Origin of the sequence: Rhizobium terrae (assembly GCF_003425685.1) — a bacterium.
In the GTDB taxonomy this organism is placed as follows: domain Bacteria; phylum Pseudomonadota; class Alphaproteobacteria; order Rhizobiales; family Rhizobiaceae; genus Neorhizobium; species Neorhizobium terrae.
Genome location: NZ_QJKM01000017.1, coordinates 35,171 through 51,147 on the forward strand (window position 1 = coordinate 35,171; position 15,977 = coordinate 51,147).

Annotated in this window: 20 protein-coding genes; 9 read left to right on the forward strand and 11 right to left on the reverse strand. The window is 61.5% G+C overall.

Annotated elements, in window-relative coordinates; translation table 11 throughout:
• Nucleotide 1: 1 nt before the first annotated feature.
• Entirely contained in the window at nt 2-646 is a 645-nt protein-coding gene (gene grpE / locus DMO26_RS26505; RefSeq protein WP_117195336.1) for a nucleotide exchange factor GrpE, read from the forward strand.
• Between the two features lie 39 nt (nt 647-685).
• Here grpE and DMO26_RS26510 read toward each other — a convergent pair whose 3' ends face one another.
• From DMO26_RS26510 to lptC, 8 genes are all read right to left on the reverse strand, one after another.
• Entirely contained in the window at nt 686-922 is a 237-nt protein-coding gene (locus DMO26_RS26510; protein ID WP_117195337.1) for a hypothetical protein, read from the reverse strand.
• Nucleotides 923-1,014: 92 nt separating this feature from the next.
• Nucleotides 1,015-2,019 (reverse strand): serine hydrolase domain-containing protein, encoded by a 1,005-nt coding sequence (locus tag DMO26_RS26515; RefSeq protein WP_117195338.1) that lies wholly within the window; start codon nt 2,017-2,019, stop codon nt 1,015-1,017.
• 158 nt (nt 2,020-2,177) lie between these two features.
• Nucleotides 2,178-2,642: a PTS IIA-like nitrogen regulatory protein PtsN gene (gene ptsN / locus DMO26_RS26520; protein ID WP_117195339.1), complete on the reverse strand. Its 465-nt coding sequence runs from the start codon at nt 2,640-2,642 to the stop codon at nt 2,178-2,180.
• Between the two features lie 78 nt (nt 2,643-2,720).
• Nucleotides 2,721-3,296 carry a ribosome hibernation-promoting factor, HPF/YfiA family gene (gene hpf, locus DMO26_RS26525; protein ID WP_117195340.1) on the reverse strand — a complete coding sequence of 192 codons (576 nt, stop codon included), beginning with the start codon at nt 3,294-3,296 and terminating at the stop codon, nt 2,721-2,723.
• 250 nt (nt 3,297-3,546) lie between these two features.
• The gene (gene rpoN, locus DMO26_RS26530) at nt 3,547-5,103 is read right to left on the reverse strand and encodes an RNA polymerase factor sigma-54 (RefSeq protein ID WP_117195341.1); all 1,557 of its coding nucleotides are present in this window, start codon (nt 5,101-5,103) and stop codon (nt 3,547-3,549) included.
• A gap of 191 nt (nt 5,104-5,294) precedes the next feature.
• Complete coding sequence (lptB, locus tag DMO26_RS26535) at nt 5,295-6,089, reverse strand: LPS export ABC transporter ATP-binding protein (RefSeq protein WP_404947089.1); 795 nt, start codon at nt 6,087-6,089, stop codon at nt 5,295-5,297.
• A gap of 24 nt (nt 6,090-6,113) precedes the next feature.
• On the reverse strand, nt 6,114-6,671 hold the full coding sequence (locus DMO26_RS26540; protein ID WP_117195343.1) for an LptA/OstA family protein: 558 nt from the start codon (nt 6,669-6,671) through the stop codon (nt 6,114-6,116).
• A gap of 12 nt (nt 6,672-6,683) precedes the next feature.
• A complete protein-coding gene (gene lptC, locus DMO26_RS26545; protein WP_117195403.1) occupies nt 6,684-7,352 on the reverse strand; it encodes an LPS export ABC transporter periplasmic protein LptC in 669 nt (222 codons plus the stop codon).
• 198 nt (nt 7,353-7,550) lie between these two features.
• Here lptC and sppA point away from each other — a divergent pair, with 198 nt between their 5' ends.
• The 3 genes from sppA (at nt 7,551) to DMO26_RS26560 (ending at nt 9,324) form a co-directional block, all read left to right on the forward strand.
• Nucleotides 7,551-8,507, forward strand: coding sequence for a signal peptide peptidase SppA (gene sppA / locus DMO26_RS26550; protein ID WP_117195344.1), 957 nt, complete (start codon nt 7,551-7,553; stop codon nt 8,505-8,507).
• Nucleotides 8,504-8,833: an integration host factor subunit beta gene (locus DMO26_RS26555; protein WP_264319374.1), complete on the forward strand. Its 330-nt coding sequence runs from the start codon at nt 8,504-8,506 to the stop codon at nt 8,831-8,833. Before sppA ends, DMO26_RS26555 begins: the two co-directional genes overlap by 4 nt.
• Before the next feature lie 155 nt (nt 8,834-8,988).
• The gene (locus DMO26_RS26560) at nt 8,989-9,324 is read left to right on the forward strand and encodes a LapA family protein (protein WP_117195404.1); all 336 of its coding nucleotides are present in this window, start codon (nt 8,989-8,991) and stop codon (nt 9,322-9,324) included.
• 36 nt (nt 9,325-9,360) lie between these two features.
• On the opposite strand, the gene DMO26_RS26565 is transcribed toward DMO26_RS26560, so the two are convergent.
• A complete protein-coding gene (locus DMO26_RS26565) occupies nt 9,361-9,816 on the reverse strand; it encodes an SRPBCC family protein (protein ID WP_117195346.1) in 456 nt (151 codons plus the stop codon).
• 195 nt (nt 9,817-10,011) lie between these two features.
• On the opposite strand from DMO26_RS26565, the gene DMO26_RS26570 reads away from it, so the two are divergent.
• The 5 genes from DMO26_RS26570 to DMO26_RS26590 all read left to right on the forward strand — a co-directional run bounded on the left by DMO26_RS26570 (nt 10,012) and on the right by DMO26_RS26590 (nt 15,326).
• Complete coding sequence (locus DMO26_RS26570; protein ID WP_117195347.1) at nt 10,012-11,157, forward strand: class I SAM-dependent methyltransferase; 1,146 nt, start codon at nt 10,012-10,014, stop codon at nt 11,155-11,157.
• Complete coding sequence (locus tag DMO26_RS26575) at nt 11,154-12,029, forward strand: TrmH family RNA methyltransferase (RefSeq protein WP_117195348.1); 876 nt, start codon at nt 11,154-11,156, stop codon at nt 12,027-12,029. The genes DMO26_RS26570 and DMO26_RS26575 overlap by 4 nt, the downstream gene beginning before the upstream one ends.
• On the forward strand, nt 12,026-12,529 hold the full coding sequence (gene lspA / locus DMO26_RS26580) for a signal peptidase II (protein ID WP_117195349.1): 504 nt from the start codon (nt 12,026-12,028) through the stop codon (nt 12,527-12,529). The genes DMO26_RS26575 and lspA overlap by 4 nt, the downstream gene beginning before the upstream one ends.
• 55 nt (nt 12,530-12,584) lie before the next feature.
• Nucleotides 12,585-14,354 carry a hybrid sensor histidine kinase/response regulator gene (locus tag DMO26_RS26585; protein WP_117195350.1) on the forward strand — a complete coding sequence of 590 codons (1,770 nt, stop codon included), beginning with the start codon at nt 12,585-12,587 and terminating at the stop codon, nt 14,352-14,354.
• A 99-nt stretch (nt 14,355-14,453) separates the two neighbouring features.
• Nucleotides 14,454-15,326, forward strand: coding sequence for a GNAT family N-acetyltransferase (locus tag DMO26_RS26590; protein ID WP_117195351.1), 873 nt, complete (start codon nt 14,454-14,456; stop codon nt 15,324-15,326).
• Between the two features lie 6 nt (nt 15,327-15,332).
• On the opposite strand, the gene DMO26_RS26595 is transcribed toward DMO26_RS26590, so the two are convergent.
• On the reverse strand, nt 15,333-15,599 hold the full coding sequence (locus DMO26_RS26595; protein ID WP_226951431.1) for a type II toxin-antitoxin system VapC family toxin: 267 nt from the start codon (nt 15,597-15,599) through the stop codon (nt 15,333-15,335).
• Between the two features lie 118 nt (nt 15,600-15,717).
• On the reverse strand, nt 15,718-15,975 hold the full coding sequence (locus DMO26_RS26600) for a type II toxin-antitoxin system Phd/YefM family antitoxin (protein ID WP_117195352.1): 258 nt from the start codon (nt 15,973-15,975) through the stop codon (nt 15,718-15,720).
• Nucleotides 15,976-15,977 lie beyond the last annotated feature (2 nt).

Here is a 15,977-nt window from a genome sequence, read left to right on the forward strand (position 1 = left end):
CATGACCGACGAAACCAAGAAGAATGGACCTGACGCAACGGCCGCCGACAACACGGCGGAAGCCGTGGCATCTGCTCTGGAAGAGGCGGCCAAGCGAAATGCTGCCGAAGCGCCGGCTGCCGAGCCGGATCCGCTCGAGTTGCTGAAGGCGGAAAACGCTGAACTGCGCGATCGCTTCCTCCGTCTCGCCGCCGAGATGGACAATCTGCGCCGCCGCACCGAACGTGACGTGAAGGATGCGAAGTCCTATTCGGTCGCGGGTTTTGCGCGCGATATGCTCGCCGTGTCAGACAACCTGCGCCGGGCGCTCGATGCCGTGCCGACCGAGATGCGGGCGGGAGCCGATGCGACGCTCACCACGCTTCTCGAAGGCGTGGAAATGACGGAGCGCTCCATGCTTTCGGCGCTCGAACGCCACGGCGTGAAGAAGATCGACGCCGAAGGCGAGAGGTTCGATCCGAACTTCCACCAGGCCATGTTCGAAATTCCTAACTCGAATGTGCCGAACAATACGGTGGTCCAGGTAGTCCAGGCAGGTTTCACCATCGGTGAGCGTGTCCTGCGCCCGGCCATGGTCGGCGTCGCCAAGGGGGGGCCGAAAGCGGATGCCGCCGCGGCCGAACCCGCCGGCGAAAAGAACCTCTGAGGATTGAGAGGGCGGACGGCTTTGCCTCGTCCGCCTGTTCTAATGCGCGGTGTCCAGCGCCTTGCTGGCCAGCGTCCTGATCATCTCGAGCTCGCTGTGCAGGTGCTGGCGCGTCCTGCGATCGGCCTTGCCGATCGGATTGCCCTCGTCGCCGGCGATCATGAAGATCATGTCCAGTTCGTCGAGCAAATCGGGATCCTTGATCGCCAGCAGCGTGATGAGGGCTTTCAGCAGTTTGTCATTGGCTGCAATGCGGGCACGGGTTTCGTCATTCATATCTGCCTCCACAGCTTCAGCGAGACATGTGGCGGAAGCGGCGAAAGGCAAATTCAAAACCGCAGCGTTCATCAGACGTCCGGTCGACCTCGCTACGGCCGATCGGGCAATTCGGCTTGCGCCTCCATGACGAGGCCGACGAATTCCCATAGTTTTCTGAACTGTTCCGGTGTGCGCTCCACCGATTGGGCCAGATGCGCAATGACGATCTCCCGTTCCGGCATCACCGCGATCATCTGCCCGTAATGGCCGTGGGCGAAGTATCGAAAGGCAGGCAGGAACCGTCGAAATTCATTCGGCTTGGTGTGTTGCGCTTCGCCCTCATGCCCCGTCGTCCACCACATGTAGCCGTAGCCGGACTGTCCATCGAAGGAATGAGCGTGGACGCTGTCGCGCACCCAGCCGCCCGGCACCACCTGTCGATCTCTCCACCGTCCGTTATTGAGATAAAGCCATCCGAAACGCGCCATGTCCCGGCTCGTCATGCGCATGTGATAGGCCGGATGGATCGATTCCGCGCCACGCCGATAGGCGCCGTCCGATGCCGCAAAATCCTGCATGCCGATCGGCTCGGCTAGGTCCAGATAGACGCCCTCGAAGACGGACTGCCCCGTTGCCGCCTCGTAGATCGTCCCCAGCGCGTTAAAATCCCAGTTGTTGTAAAGCCAGTGCGATCCCGGAGCCTTGCTTCCCCGGGGCGGCTTGGCCTTCATGGCGGCCGATTCGGCGATCGCGGGATGGTAGATTCCCGATCTCGCCTGCAGCAGATGCCGGACGGTTGCCTGGCGCTCGGCGTGGCTGAGGCCTTCGACATCGTCGATGCCAAGAATTTCCAGCGTATCGCCCAGCCTGATGCGTCCGCGCCCTACCTCGATGCCGATCACCGCGCTGAGAACGCTCTTGCGGATGGAGCGGATCAGCACCTTCTGGTCCTGCGGCCCACCGCTGGCGACGACCGCACCCCGATGGATCACAGTCGCCGAAATGGTTCCGAATTCGATCGCAGCCTGTCTTGCTCTCTCCAGAAGGTCGATCCGCCAGCCGCCGGCTTCGGCATTCCGGAACTCCCAGGCACCATCCGGAAATGTCCTATCCATCCCATCCTCGCCCTGTCCCTCGATTGCCGGAATGTAGATCGGAGAAGATGACGGTTTTGCGTCGGACTATAGCGAAGACGCCAAAAGACAAAATCGCCCGGCGCTTGTCCAGCGGCCGGGCGGTTCCGTTTCGTCCCCACGAAAATGGTTGGGCGGCGTCAGGCCGCGTGGTTAGCCTGTTCCTCGTTGAGGAAGGCGTAGATCGCCGAAGCGGAGTCGGTCTTGCGGAGCTTGGCCACCAGTTCCTGGTCGCGCAGCACGCGGGCGATGCGCGACAGCGCCTTGAGGTGGTCGGCGCCGGCGCCCTCGGGAGCGAGCAGCAGGAACACGAGATCGACCGGCTCGTCGTCAAGCGCTTCGAAATCGACCGGCGCGTCCAGGCGCGCAAAAATCCCCTTGATAGAGGAAATATTGCCGAGCTTGCCGTGCGGAATGGCGATGCCGTGGCCGACACCCGTCGAGCCCAGCCGTTCCCGCTGCAGAATGACGTCGAAGATTTCCCGCTCGGCTATGCCGGTGAGCTTGGAGGCCTTGGCCGCCAGCTCCTGCAACAGCTGCTTTTTGGAGTTCACTTTCAGGGCAGGAATAATCGCATCTTGCTGCAGCAAATCTGCCAATGCCATTCTCGTCATCCTTCGTGCCGCAAGAGCTTTTGCCCTAGGCGAAGGAGAGCGCCGCTTCCGACGCTCCCCCAAGATTTTTCAGTTCTTGATATTGGTGGAGTCGATCCAGCCAATATTGCCGTCGTTGCGGCGGTAAACAATGTTCAGATGTTCCTTGCCGGGGCTGCGGAACAGGAGAACGGGTTCATCTGTCATATCGAGTGCCATGACGGCGCTCGCCACCGACATCGTCTTTAACTGCTTTGAGCTCTCCGCGACGATGGTCGGCGCGAAATCCTCAGGTATTTCATCCGCTTCATCCGGTACGCCATCCATGACCGTGTAAGCAACTTCGGCAAAGCCGTTCACGTGGTTGCCCGCATGATGATCCTTGAGCCGCCGCTTGTAGCGACGAAGGCGCTTTTCGATCCGCTCTGCGGCGGCGTCGAAGCTTGCCTGCGGGTCATTCGCTTCTCCCGCCGCATGCAGGACGATCCCGGTGTCGAGATGCACCTTGCAGTCGGCAGAAAACCGCGAGCCGGACTTCTCCACGATCACCTGGCTCGAATAACCGCCGTCGAAGTATTTTGTTACCGCTTCTCCGATGTGGTCCTCGATCTTTTGACGGAACGAGTCACCAATTTCCATATGTTTACCGGATACACGCACACTCATGGAGTTCTTCCTTCTTGTCGTGACTTGCGTGTTTCAGTCTACGCCAAGCCGCCGCCTCATCCAAGCCGTTCGCATGCGACAAGGTGAAATTGCTGCGATCGTGCCTGCCGGGGATGGTGGGTATGTCAGTTCCAGGTCCCGTGCCGCTGCGGCGGGCTTCTAATCCGCGCGGCTTTCAATGTCAACAAGCGCGGCTCTTGGGATATTTACGTAGTTCTGTGGAAAATCGCCCCTCGGGAGAGGACAAGCCTCAGAACGCGGCGACCTTGGCGAGCGCCCGCTTTTCCCGGCGCCGCTGCACCGAGGAGGGGATGTTCATCGCCTCGCGATATTTCGCCACCGTCCGGCGGGCAAGCTCCACGCCGCCGTTCTTCAGGCCGATGACGATGTCGTCATCGGAGAGCACCGCTTCCGGCGTTTCCTGGGCGATAAGCTGGCGGATGCGGTGGCGCACGGCTTCCGCCGAATGGCTGTCGCCGCCTTCTTCCGCCGAGCCGATCGACACGGTGAAAAAATATTTGAGCTCGAACAGGCCGCGCGGTGTCAGCATGTATTTGTTGGAGGTGACGCGGCTCACCGTCGATTCATGCATCTTGATCGCTTCGGCGACGGTCTTGAGGTTGAGCGGCCGCAGGTGGTCGACGCCGTGCATCAGGAAGGCGTCCTGCTGGCGGACGATTTCGGCGGCCACCTTCATGATCGTTTTGGCGCGCTGGTCGAGACTGCGCGTCAGCCAGTTGGCGTTCTGCAGGCATTCCGACAGGAAATTGCTGTCCTCGCCGTTTTTGCGACAATGTTTCGAGACCGTCTGGAAATAGGCCTGGTTCACCAGCACGCGCGGCAGCGTGTCGGGATTGAGCTCGACCATCCAGCTTCCGTCCGGCGCGGCGCGCACGATGATGTCGGGCGAAATCGTCTCGGAAGGGCCGCTTTCGAAACCGGCGCCGGGTTTCGGATTGAGATTGCGGATCTCCGCCAGCATATCGAGCAGGTCTTCGTCGTCGACGCCGCAGATTTTTCGAAGCGAGGCGAAATCGCGCTTGGCCAGCAGATCGAGATGTTTGACGAGGGCGTCCATCGCCGGATCGAGCCTGTCCTTCTGGCGAAGCTGGATCGCCAGGCATTCGCTGAGCGAGCGGGCGAAGACGCCGGGCGGATCGAGGCTCTGCAGTGAGGTCAGGATGGCTTCCACGTCGCCGGCGCCCTTGCCGAGCCGGGCTGCGATCTCCGCGATGCCGTCCTGCAGGTAACCGGCGTCGTCGAGCTGGTCGACCAGATGCTGGGCGACCAGCCGATCGGTCGCGCCAGTCATCAGGAAGGGGATCTGCTGGTTCAGATGGTCGCGCAGCGTCACATGGCCGGCGACGAAATCGTCGAGGTCGTAGTCCTCACCGGATTCGCCGCCCGGCATGGACTTCCATTGGCTCAGAAGTTCCGGCGCATCGGCACGGCGGGCCGGGCCGTCATCGGGAAAGACGTTCTCGAAGCCCGTGTCGAGATTGTCGCCCAGCCGTTCGGCGGTCGCCGGCGAGGAGCCTTCGTACCAGTCCCCATCGGGTGCCAGGGACGGCCTGCTCTCGCCGTCGCCGTTGGCACTGTCGAACGTGTCGTCCTCGAAGCCTGTTTCCGTGCCGCTTTCGCCGTCGCCTGCCGTAATTTCGAGCAGCGGGTTCTTCTCGACTTCCTGGGCGATGAACTGGTTGAGCTCGAAATGCGTCATCTGCAGCAGCTGAATCGATTGCATCAGCTGCGGGGTCATCACCAGCGATTGGGTCTGCTTCAGGAAAAGGCCGGCGGATAAACCCATGATGGAACGCGAAACTCCCCTGAGATCCCTTGTCGTGACCCCGTCATGGGGTGACGACGCACTCCTCCGGACAAGCCCCATATGGCCGGATTTGCATCTGGCACAAGAATTGCTTTTTTGAAAGATTTGGTCAAGCGCTGCGGTGCGGGAAAGGTAAACTTCTTTGACGCACCGCCGCAAGGCAGATCGGCCTAGAGGCTGAACTTGTCGCCGAGATAGAGACGGCGGACATCCGGGTTGTTGACGATGTCGTCGGCCCGGCCATGCGTCAGAACTTCGCCCGCGTGGATGATATAGGCCCGGTCGATGAGGCCGAGCGTCTCGCGCACGTTGTGGTCCGTTATCAGAACGCCGATCCCGCGCGCCGTCAAGTGGCGAACGAGGTTCTGGATGTCGGAAACCGAGATGGGATCGACGCCGGCGAAAGGTTCGTCGAGCAGCATGAAGGCCGGATCGGTGGCCAGCGCTCGGGCGATTTCCAGGCGGCGACGTTCGCCGCCGGAAAGCGCCACGGCTGCGGACTTCCGGAGCTGGCTGATATGGAATTCCTCCAAGAGCTCGTCCAGCTTGCTTTCCCGCTTGTCCCTGTCCGGCTGGTGCACTTCCAGCACCGCGCGGATATTTTCCTCGACCGTCAGGCCGCGGAAGATCGAGGCTTCTTGCGGCAGATAGCCGACGCCGAGGCGGGCGCGGCGATACATCGGCATGCGGGTAACCTCGTTACCGTTGATCGCGATCATGCCTTCGTCCACCGGAACGAGCCCGGTGATCATGTAAAAGCAGGTGGTCTTGCCGGCGCCGTTCGGACCGAGGAGGCCGACGGCCTCGCCGCGGCGCACGACCAGAGACACGCCATTGACGACGCGGCGCGTATCATAGGTCTTCGAAAGCCCATGCGCGACGAGCGTGCCTTCGTAGCGCGCTTTATCGCGTACCACGAAAGGCTCGGGCGCGGACGGCTTCCTTGCCGATAGACTGGAGAGCAGCGGTATTTTCACGTGGTCGATCTGTTATGGCTTCGGCTGCTGGCGCGACTTCGGATCGAGCATGATCTCGACGCGCCCGCCGCCGCATGGATCGAGCTTGGCCTGTCCGGTCGCCATCTGAACGGTCAGCTTGCAGCCCTTGAAGACATTGGTGCCTTCGGAAAGCACGACCTGCTTGCCCGACAGCACGAAGGTCTGAGAGGTCATGTCGAACTCGCCCTTGTCGGCGGTCGCCTGCTGGGTGCCGGAGGTCAGGAAGACCGTATCGTCGAGGAAGATCTTGTCGATATTGGCGTTGCCGGAGGTCACCGACGCGCCTTCGCCGGTATAGAGCACGGTCATCTTGCCCGCCTTCATCGTCGTGGTGCCTTGCACCACCTGGACGTTGCCGGTGAAATAGGCCTTCTTTTCCTGCTCCTTGATCTCGAGCTGGTCGCTGCCGATCTGGATCGGCTGGTCGCCGGAAAGCTTCAGGCCGTCCAGCTGGGTGGTCGATTGGGCGTGGGCCGTGGCGGCGAGACAGGACAATCCTGCCGCGATCAGCACTGCGGTATTGCGGGGAAGAAAGCGGCGATGGGTCATGGCGGCCGGGCTCTATTTGCCTTGGTTTCGGATGGTGGCAGGGTCGAGGTGAAGCTGAACCTTGCCTTTGAATGTGATGGTGCGTCCCTTATCCGTTATCTTTAAAGACTCTGCAACAATCGAGCCTTCTTTCATCGAGATATCGACAGGGGTGGGTGAATCCATCACGCCGGCATTGATGTCGAGATGGGCGGACTTGAATCTCGCGGTGATGCCGTTCGAGAGGTTGACGTCGAACGGCGAAGCGAGATCGAGCATGTCGGTGCCGCGGTCGAAATCGGCGGCCGTTGCGGTCACGCGAGCAATGACGTCGTCATTGACCGGCACGGCGGCCTTCACGTCCTCAAGCGTGATCATGTTCGGGTTCTGGATGTCCTGCAGCGCGCGGTTGGCGGTCATCGAATAGCTGATGCCCTGGTTGTTGCGGCCGGAAATGGCCGGCCGCTCCATGACGATCTTGCCGTTCTCGATCCGGGCATTTTCGATGGACAGGTTTTCCGGGAGATAGGTCCGGATGATCGAAATGCCGATGAATGCAGCGGAGATCACCCCGGCCAGGATCGGCAGCAGGATCTTCAGTTTGCGCACGAGCGCCGAATGGGCAAGCGCCGCCTGATAGGCGTCCGCATGCGTCTCCAGTGCCCCAACAAGGCCTGCCGTCTTTCGGATATGCTGCAGCATGAGTGCCGGGTCGATCCTTTGGCCCCGTTCCGGGCGCCCGAAATGGGGCCGGAACGTCGGGGCAGTCTTCTGTCCGCCAATATGGTTTTTATTCATCAACAAACAATAATGAACAACATAAAAACGTGATGCCGCCTGCTGTAAAACGCGCTAGAGAGCCTATTTAGCAACGGAAGCGGAATTGGAAGGGCATTTTCCATGGATCAAATGGCAATCGCGGATCGGCGCAGTCTGCGCCGCAAGCTGAGCTTCTGGCGTGTCGTCGCTTTGGTCTTCCTCGTCGGCATCGGCTTTGCGCTCTATCGGACGTTCGCCGGCCCGGGCGTCGGTTCCGCCGTGCCGCATGTCGCCCGTGTCGAAGTCTCCGGTGTAATCACCGACGACAAGGAACTCCTGGAGCGACTCGACCGGATCGCCGACAGCAGCCAGGCCAAGGCGCTGGTCGTGTCCATCTCCTCCCCGGGCGGCACGACCTATGGCGGCGAGCGCATCTTCAAGGCGATTCGCCAGGTGGCCGAGAAGAAGCCGGTCGTTTCCGACATCCGCACGCTCGCCGCCTCCGCCGGCTATATGGTCGCCACTGCCGGAGACCAGATCGTCGCGGGCGAAAGCTCGATCACCGGCTCTATCGGCGTCATCTTCCAATATCCGCAGATCGACGAGGTGATGAAGAAAGTCGGCATCTCGCTGGAAGAGATAAAGTCGGCGCCGCTGAAGGCCGAGCCGTCACCCTTCCATCCGGCGAGCGAGGAAGCCAAGACGATGATCCGCAACATGGTCATGGACAGCTATGCCTGGTTCGTCGATCTTGTCGCCGACCGCCGTAAGATGCCGCGCGAAGACGTGCTGAAGCTGGCCGACGGGGCGATCTTCACCGGCCGCCAGGCACTTGGCGTCAAGCTGGTGGACAAGCTCGGCGGCGACGACGATATCCGCGCCTATCTCGAATCGCGCGGCATCTCGAAGGACCTGCCGGTGGTCGACTGGAAGGAGCGCCGTTCGTCCTCGTCCTTCTGGTTCGCGAGCGCTATGGCGGAATTACTCAAACTGACCGGATTGGGTCAGGCGCTCGCTCCCGATACGCTCCGGACCTTCGGCGCAGACAAGTTGTTCCTTGACGGTCTTGTCTCGGTTTGGCAGGTTGGGCGCGGATAAAAAACCAATTTTTTCAGGGGGCAACCGTGATCAAGTCAGAACTGGTGCAGATCGTTGCGGCTCGCAATCCGCATCTCTACCACCGCGACGTCGAGAACATCGTCAATGCCGTGCTCGACGAGATCACAGATGCCCTGGCATCGGGAAACCGGGTCGAATTGCGCGGTTTCGGCGCCTTCTCGGTCAAGAATCGTCCCTCCCGTTCCGGCCGCAATCCGCGTACCGGCGAAAGCGTCTTCGTCGAGGAGAAGTGGGTTCCCTTCTTCAAGACCGGCAAGGAACTGCGCGAGCGCTTGAACCCCGGCCTTGCCGATGAAGACGATTGATCGAATTGAGGGCCGTCGTCCGCGCAGACGAACCGCTTTCGAGAGACAATCAACCCAGGCCGCGGCCTTCCGCCGCCCTTGAATCCCCTTAAACCGCGCCTATTCTGCAACGGATGCCGCTGAAAGCGGTAGATGTCTGGATGCCGGAGATTGTCATGAACAAGCTCAAAAAGATCATCAGCCTCGCGATCTTCGTTCCGCTCGGCATCGTGCTGATCGTACTGGCGGTGGCCAACCGCCAGACGGTCACGCTGGCGCTCAATCCGTTCCGGCCGGAAGACGGCGTGCTGTCGGTGAGCGCGCCCCTGTTTCTCTTTCTGTTCATCGCCGTTTTGATCGGCATGCTGATCGGCTGGGCCGTCACCTGGATCGGTCAGGGCAAGCACCGCAAGCAGGCCCGCATCGAGGCGCGCGAAGCCGTCAAATGGCAGAATGAACACAAGGCCGTGGTCGCAGGACGCACGGCTTCGTCGCAACTGCCTTCCAAATAGTCCGATTTCAGGCCTCGGATCGCAGGCCCTTCGATATCAAGCCTGGGTGGCCCTGGCGACCACGGCCTTGTTGAAGTCCGCGAAGAACTGCGCCGCGAGCTTCTGGGACGTGGAGTCGATCAGGCGCGAGCCGAGCTGTGCGAGCTTGCCCCCGACCTGTGCCTTGGTCTGGTAGCGCAGCAGCGTGTCGCTGCCGTCTTCCACCAGCGTCACGGTCGCCGAACCCTTGGCGAAACCGGCGATGCCGCCCTTGCCTTCGCCGGAAATTGTGTAGCTCTCCGGCGGGTTGATGTCGGAAAGGGTCACTTCGCCCGAAAAACTGGCCGAAACCGGCCCGATCTTCAGTTTCACGGTTGCTGCGAGTTCGGTAGGGGACTTCTGCTCCAGCGTCTGGCAGCCTGGAATGCACTGCCGCAGGATTTCAGGATCGTTCAATGCCGCCCAAACCACTTCGCGGGGTGCCGCAATCCGCTCTTCGCCGCCCATGTCCATGTGATGATCCTCCGAAAAATGCGTCTTCTCAGGCTTATTGCAAGGCCCGGATTGTTTGCCAAGGGGACAGTTGGGGGACAATATGAAGAATGTAGTATCGTATGACAAGAAATAAAACGCAGTCCTGACTGATTCGTGCGTCTTTGAAGAACGGCGGCTAGATGCTATCTGCTGGTCACCAGAAATTCCAAGCGGATGAACGCATTGAAGAACAAGGAAAGGCGGCCGGCCGGAAGAGGCCAGGCTGCAGCCGGCACCCGCCCCTCGCGTGGGCCTGCCGGACAGGCAAGATCACCGTCTCCGAAACCGTCCGGCCGTCCGCCCGAGAAGGCCGCCAAGCCGGCGCCGGAAAAGGCCGCCAAACCCACCCAAGCCGCACCTGTCGAAACCCGTGCGCTTCTGTCGCGAAACGGCGAACGGCCGGCGGAACGGGTGCCGGTCATCCTGGAATCCGCCGGTGCCGGCGATTTCCACCTGATCGACAGCGGCAATGGCCTGAAGCTCGAGCAATACGGCCCCTACCGTATCGTCCGGCCGGAGGCACAGGCGCTCTGGCAGCCCTCGCTGCCGGCGCATCTCTGGGAAAAGGCCGACGCCGTGTTCACCGGCGATACGGACGAGGATGGCATGGGCCGCTGGCGTTTTCCGAAGGAGGCGCTCGGTGAAACCTGGCCGCTTTCCCTGGCGGGCGTCGATTTTCTCGGCCGCTTCACGGCCTTCCGGCATGTCGGCGTTTTTCCGGAGCAGATCGTCCATTGGGATTGGATGAAGGCGCGCGTGGAAGAGGCCGAAAGAGAAAAAGAGCGGCCGGTCCGGGTGTTGAACCTTTTCGGTTATACGGGCGTCGCCTCGCTGGTCGCCGCCGCCGCCGGCGCGGAAGTCACCCATGTGGATGCCTCGAAGAAGGCGATCGGCTGGGCACGCGAAAACCAGGCGCTTGCCCGGCTCGATAAGGCGCCGATCCGCTGGATATGCGAGGACGCGATGAAGTTCATCCTGCGCGAGGAGCGGCGCGGCAATAGATACGACATCATCCTCACCGACCCGCCGAAGTTCGGCCGCGGCCCGAATGGCGAGGTCTGGCAGCTTTTCGACCATCTGCCGCTGATGCTGGACATCTGCCGCGAACTCCTTTCCTCGAAAGCCATCGGCCTGGTGCTCACGGCCTATTCCATCCGCGCGAGCTTCTATTCCATTCACGAGCTGATGCGCGAGACGATGCGCGGCGCCGGCGGTGCGGTCGAATCGGGCGAACTCGTCATCCGCGAGGCGGGCCTGGACGGCAAAAGCCCCGGCCGTGCGCTTTCCACGTCCCTCTTCAGTCGCTGGGTGCCGGCATGACCGACGATTTTCAGAAATCCGCAGCCCACAGGCCGGGACCGGGGCGGGTCGGCCAGGTGAAGGAAGTCACCTCGCTTGCCAATCCGATCATCAAGGACATCAAGGCGCTCACGAACAAGAAGGACCGAGAGGAAAGCGGCACCTTCATGGCGGAAGGCCTGAAGCTCGTCATCGAAGCCCTGGAGCTCGGTTGGTCGATCCGCACGCTGGTCTACGCCAAGGCCGCCAAGGGCAAGCCGCTGGTCGAGCAGGTGGCCGCAAAGACCGTCGCCCATGGCGGGCTTGTCCTGGAAGTCAGCGAAAAGGTGCTGTCATCCGTCACCCGCCGCGACAATCCGCAGATGGTCGTCGGCATCTTCGAGCAGCGCTGGAAACGGCTGGACGATCTCAAACCGCAAAGAGACGAGACTTTCGTGGCGCTCGACCGCGTCCGCGATCCCGGCAATCTTGGCACGATCATCCGCACGGCCGATGCAGCCGGCGCTTCCGGCGTCATCCTCGTCGGAGAAAGCACCGATCCCTTCTCGCTCGAAACCGTGCGCGCTACCATGGGCTCGGTCTTCGCCATGCCGGTCGTCAGATGTTCGGCGGAAGAGTTTCTCGCCTGGCAGAAGCGTTCCGGCGCGCAGGTCGTCGCGACCCATCTCTCCGGCGCCGTCGACTACCGTACGGTGGATTATGCGAAGAAGCCGACCGTCCTTCTGATGGGCAACGAACAGTCCGGCCTGCCGGACAATCTCGCCGGGGCCGCCGACCGCACCGTGCGTATTCCGCAGCAGGGCAGGGCGGATTCGCTCAACTTGGCCGTCGCCACCGCCGTGATGCTGTTCGAGGCTCGCCGCCAACTGCTTTCCCTGGATGAGAAGAAATGACCGGACGCCGCGCTTTTTTGTCGAGGCCGCTCGCGGCCGTGATCGTCATCGTGTTCGCCGTCATCCTCGACCAGGTGATCAAGATCGCCGTCGAAAACTACCTGCCGATGGAAGAACCGGTGCCTCTTCTGCCGGTTCTGGCGCTTTACCGCACCTATAATCTCGGCGTCGCTTTCTCGCTTCTGTCGGGCATGGAGCGGGAATTCATCGTCGGCATGCGGGTCCTTATCGTCGCCTTCGTGCTCTGGCTCTGGCGCCGCACGCCGAAGGACCGGCCTTTTGCCCATTCCGGGTTCGCGCTGATCATCGCCGGCGCTGTCGGCAACCTGATCGACGGCTTCGTTTACGGCCACGTGATCGACTATGTCCTGTTCCACACCGAGACATGGTCCTTCGCCGTCTTCAACCTTGCGGACAGTTTCATCACCATCGGCGCGGGTCTGGTGATCCTCGACGAACTTTTCGGCCCGAAAAACAAGCCGGAAACGACCGATCAGTAAAATTTTACCGGATTGATCTAAGGATTGGGAAAGAAACCTCGGTAGTCTTTCCCGCATGCGCGATATTGCCGAAATACATGAACGTATCTCCAGAGCGTTCGCGTCTCCCGCCGCGGCCGATGTCGCCGCGCCGGCGGCCGAACAGGTCGTGCCTGCCTTGGGATTGCAGGCGAACGGCCGGGAGAGGCGTTCCCGCAATGCGTTCGCCGCTCTCTTCGCGCGGATTTCCGCATGGCGGCAGAAACGCACGGTCGCGCGCCTCCATCAGGCCTGGAAGGATGCCGAGTCGGCAAGCGCCGCAAAATCCCGGCAGATCGCGACCGTCGTCCATGAGATACGCACCCCGCTGAACGGCATTCTCGGCATGACCCATCTGCTCGGCCAGACGAAACTGACGGCCGAGCAGCAGAATTACCTGAGCGGCATCCGCCAGTCCGGCTACGCGCTGGCGCAGCTCGTCGAGGACCTGCTCGATTATTCGACGCTGGAGGCCGGCCGCTTCAAGCTGAACAACCGTGCCGAAAACCTGCGGCACCTGATCGAAAGCGTGGTCGAGATGCTGGCGCCGCGTGCGCACGAAAAGCGCATTGAGATCGCCGCGACCGTCGCCGCCGACGTGCCGGATCTTCTGGATTTCGACCCGGCGCGCATCCGCCAGGTCCTCTTCAACGTCATCGGCAATGCCGTGAAGTTCACGTCCGAAGGCGGCGTGCTGGTCCGCGCCTTCCTAGAGAACGATACCGTGGCGATCGCCGTCGTCGATACCGGCCCGGGCATGACCCTCGTTGAGCAGGAACGGATCTTCGGGGAGTTCGAACAGGCCGGCAGCCCGGAGGCGCGCAGCGGCGGCACGGGCCTCGGGCTCGGCATCGCCTCCCGCATCCTTGCCGAATTCTCGGGCTCGCTTTCCGTGATCAGCCGCAAGGGGATGGGCAGCACGTTCACGATCCGCTTTCCGCTGCACCTTGCGGAAGCGTCGCAATCCGGGGCGGTCGAAAGGGACCAGTTGCTGGCGAAATCGCGGGTCCTGTTGCTGGCACCCGACGGCCCGGCCGCAAAGGCGACCGTCGCCACCATCGAGACGCTCGGCGGACGGTGCCGGCACGTCTCGAACACGGCCGAAGCGCAGATGCTGATCGATCGCGCCGCCGCCGGCCCGGTCGCCTATACGGACCTGATCGTCGACCATCGGCTCGCATCGGATTACGCCCATGAAAAGGCGCATGCGCCTCTCCACCGCATCCTGCTCGTCAATCCGGAGGAACGTGCCTCCCAGCCGCAGGATTTCTTCGACGCCTGGCTCATCCGACCGCTGCGCGAAAAGTCCCTGATCGATGTGTTGAGCGGCCGCCTGCGCGGCTTCGGCACGCGCGACGCCTTGAACGACAATCAGGCGGTGCCGCCGCCGCCGGTGATCGAGAAACATGCCGAAGGGCTCGACGTCTTGCTCGGCGAGGACGACCCCGTCAACGCGCTTCTCATCCGGGTCGCTCTGGAAAAGGCCGGCCACCGGGTGCGCCGTTTCGAGGATTTTACGGCTTTGATCGAGGCGGCTGCCGACGAGGAAAGGCGGCCCGACCTCATCCTGTCCGACATGCACATGCCGGGCGGAACCGTCCTCGATCTCCTCTCGGCGCTGCATGCCGACGCCCGCCCGCCGCTTCCCGTGATCGTACTGACCGGCGACGGTCGGGACAAGGCGAAGCGCGAAGCATTGCTTGGCGGGGCCAGCTGCGTGTTGGAAAAACCTGTTGATCCGATGAGGCTTTTGAAGGAGGTCCAGGCGCTCGGCGTTCTGGCCGCCGAGCGGCAACAGGCACGTTGACGAGATCGGGTCGGGAACATATTGTGACAGCAACTGTCACGTTCTTGTCGCAGAGAAGTGATTAATGACGGTGATCTAACCGGTACGGGAAGAATCACCATGGCTATTGAACTCCTGAACCGTGAATTGACCCCTGAAAAAAACCAGGCGCCGGCCCCTATTCCGGCAAGCGGCGATACATTCGGCCGCATAGGCTCGCTTGAAACCCGACTGGCTCGCAACGAGCGCGAAATCGATGCTGCGCAGGCGGTTCGGTATCGCGTTTTCGTCGAGGAGATGAATGCGACCCTGAACCCCGAGGCGATGCGCATCCAGCGTGACGTCGATGCCTATGATCCTATCTGCGACCATCTTCTGGTCGTCGATCACGCGATCGAAGGCGATATCGAGGAACAGATCGTCGGCACCTATCGCCTGCTCCGGCAGGAAGTGGCGCTCGCCAACGGCGGCTTCTATTCCGCGTCCGAATTCGACATCGAGCCGCTGCTCGCCCGGCACCCGGACAAGCAGTTCATGGAGCTCGGCCGTTCCTGCGTGCTGCCGGACTACCGCACCAAGCGCACGGTGGAACTGCTCTGGCAAGGCAACTGGGCCTATTCGCTGAAGCATGGCATGAACGCCATGTTCGGCTGCGCCTCCTTCCCCGGCACCGATCCTAAGGAGCACGCGATGGCGCTCTCCTTCCTGCATCACACGGTTCTCGCGAAGGGCGATTGGGCGGTTTCCGCGCTTCCGGAACTGCACCAGTCGATGGATCTGATGCCGACGGAGGAGATCAACGGCCGCAAGGCGCTCTCCTCCCTGCCGCCCCTGATCAAGGGTTACCTCCGCCTCGGCGCCATGGTCGGCAACGGCGCGGTCATCGATCACGCCTTCAACACCACCGACGTCCTGATTGTCCTGCCGATCGCCTCGATCTCGGACCGCTACATCAATTATTACGGCGCCGACGCCGGCCGGTTCGCAAGCTGATATGTTCTAGCGAACGAGCCGGATCGGCCCGTCATACTGTGCGACCCTTTCATCGGATGTAAGCAGAAGCATGCCTTCCGAAGTGGCTTGCGCAATTAAAATGCGGTCGAACGGGTCCTTGTGAATGATCTCGAGGCTGGCAACGAAAAGTCCGTGAGCTGCGGTGATCTGGACTTCATGAAAATCGTTTTTGATCAGCTGCTCATATAGAAACCGAGGATGCAAAGCCAGCCGCGCCTTACCGGTGGAGTGTTTGATTGACAGTTCCCATATGCTGGCGGAGCTGAAGAATACTGTATTTCAGGATCCTCGATCATGCTGCGTGCATCTGAAGGAAGCCTGTCGGATGCGCCGACGAGCCATATTAAAAAATGAGAATCGAGAAGGATTCTCATTTGTGCTCGCTGTAGAAGAGGTCTTCGATTTCCTTGTCGAGCGCTTTGTCGAGGTCTTCTGGAATGAAGAACTGACCGTCAAGAAACCCGATCCGGCGCTTCTTTTTCGGCGTCTCTTCTGCCGCCTCGTTGAGCGGCACCACCTTCACCATGGGCTTGCCGGCCTTGGCGATGACGAAACCTTCGCCCTTCGCGGCCTCTTCGACAAGGCGCGAAAGATGGGTCTTCGCTTCATGGATATTGACGGTCTTCATGG

What these genes read in the sequence shown, in the direction of transcription:
- DMO26_RS26510 (WP_117195337.1), bottom strand. Translation starts at nt 922, where the DNA reads ATGAATGACGAAACCCGTGCCCGCATTGCAGCCAATGACAAACTGCTG.
- grpE (WP_117195336.1), top strand. Translation starts at nt 2, where the DNA reads ATGACCGACGAAACCAAGAAGAATGGACCTGACGCAACGGCCGCCGAC.
- DMO26_RS26575 (WP_117195348.1), top strand. Translation starts at nt 11,154, where the DNA reads ATGACCGACGATTTTCAGAAATCCGCAGCCCACAGGCCGGGACCGGGG.
- DMO26_RS26570 (WP_117195347.1), top strand. Translation starts at nt 10,012, where the DNA reads ATGAACGCATTGAAGAACAAGGAAAGGCGGCCGGCCGGAAGAGGCCAG.
- DMO26_RS26565 (WP_117195346.1), bottom strand. Translation starts at nt 9,816, where the DNA reads ATGGACATGGGCGGCGAAGAGCGGATTGCGGCACCCCGCGAAGTGGTT.
- sppA (WP_117195344.1), top strand. Translation starts at nt 7,551, where the DNA reads ATGGATCAAATGGCAATCGCGGATCGGCGCAGTCTGCGCCGCAAGCTG.
- rpoN (WP_117195341.1), bottom strand. Translation starts at nt 5,103, where the DNA reads ATGGGTTTATCCGCCGGCCTTTTCCTGAAGCAGACCCAATCGCTGGTG.
- DMO26_RS26560 (WP_117195404.1), top strand. Translation starts at nt 8,989, where the DNA reads ATGAACAAGCTCAAAAAGATCATCAGCCTCGCGATCTTCGTTCCGCTC.
- DMO26_RS26540 (WP_117195343.1), bottom strand. Translation starts at nt 6,671, where the DNA reads ATGACCCATCGCCGCTTTCTTCCCCGCAATACCGCAGTGCTGATCGCG.
- lptC (WP_117195403.1), bottom strand. Translation starts at nt 7,352, where the DNA reads ATGCTGCAGCATATCCGAAAGACGGCAGGCCTTGTTGGGGCACTGGAG.
- ptsN (WP_117195339.1), bottom strand. Translation starts at nt 2,642, where the DNA reads ATGGCATTGGCAGATTTGCTGCAGCAAGATGCGATTATTCCTGCCCTG.
- lspA (WP_117195349.1), top strand. Translation starts at nt 12,026, where the DNA reads ATGACCGGACGCCGCGCTTTTTTGTCGAGGCCGCTCGCGGCCGTGATC.
- DMO26_RS26585 (WP_117195350.1), top strand. Translation starts at nt 12,585, where the DNA reads ATGCGCGATATTGCCGAAATACATGAACGTATCTCCAGAGCGTTCGCG.
- DMO26_RS26600 (WP_117195352.1), bottom strand. Translation starts at nt 15,975, where the DNA reads ATGAAGACCGTCAATATCCATGAAGCGAAGACCCATCTTTCGCGCCTT.
- DMO26_RS26515 (WP_117195338.1), bottom strand. Translation starts at nt 2,019, where the DNA reads ATGGATAGGACATTTCCGGATGGTGCCTGGGAGTTCCGGAATGCCGAA.
- DMO26_RS26590 (WP_117195351.1), top strand. Translation starts at nt 14,454, where the DNA reads ATGGCTATTGAACTCCTGAACCGTGAATTGACCCCTGAAAAAAACCAG.
- hpf (WP_117195340.1), bottom strand. Translation starts at nt 3,296, where the DNA reads ATGAGTGTGCGTGTATCCGGTAAACATATGGAAATTGGTGACTCGTTC.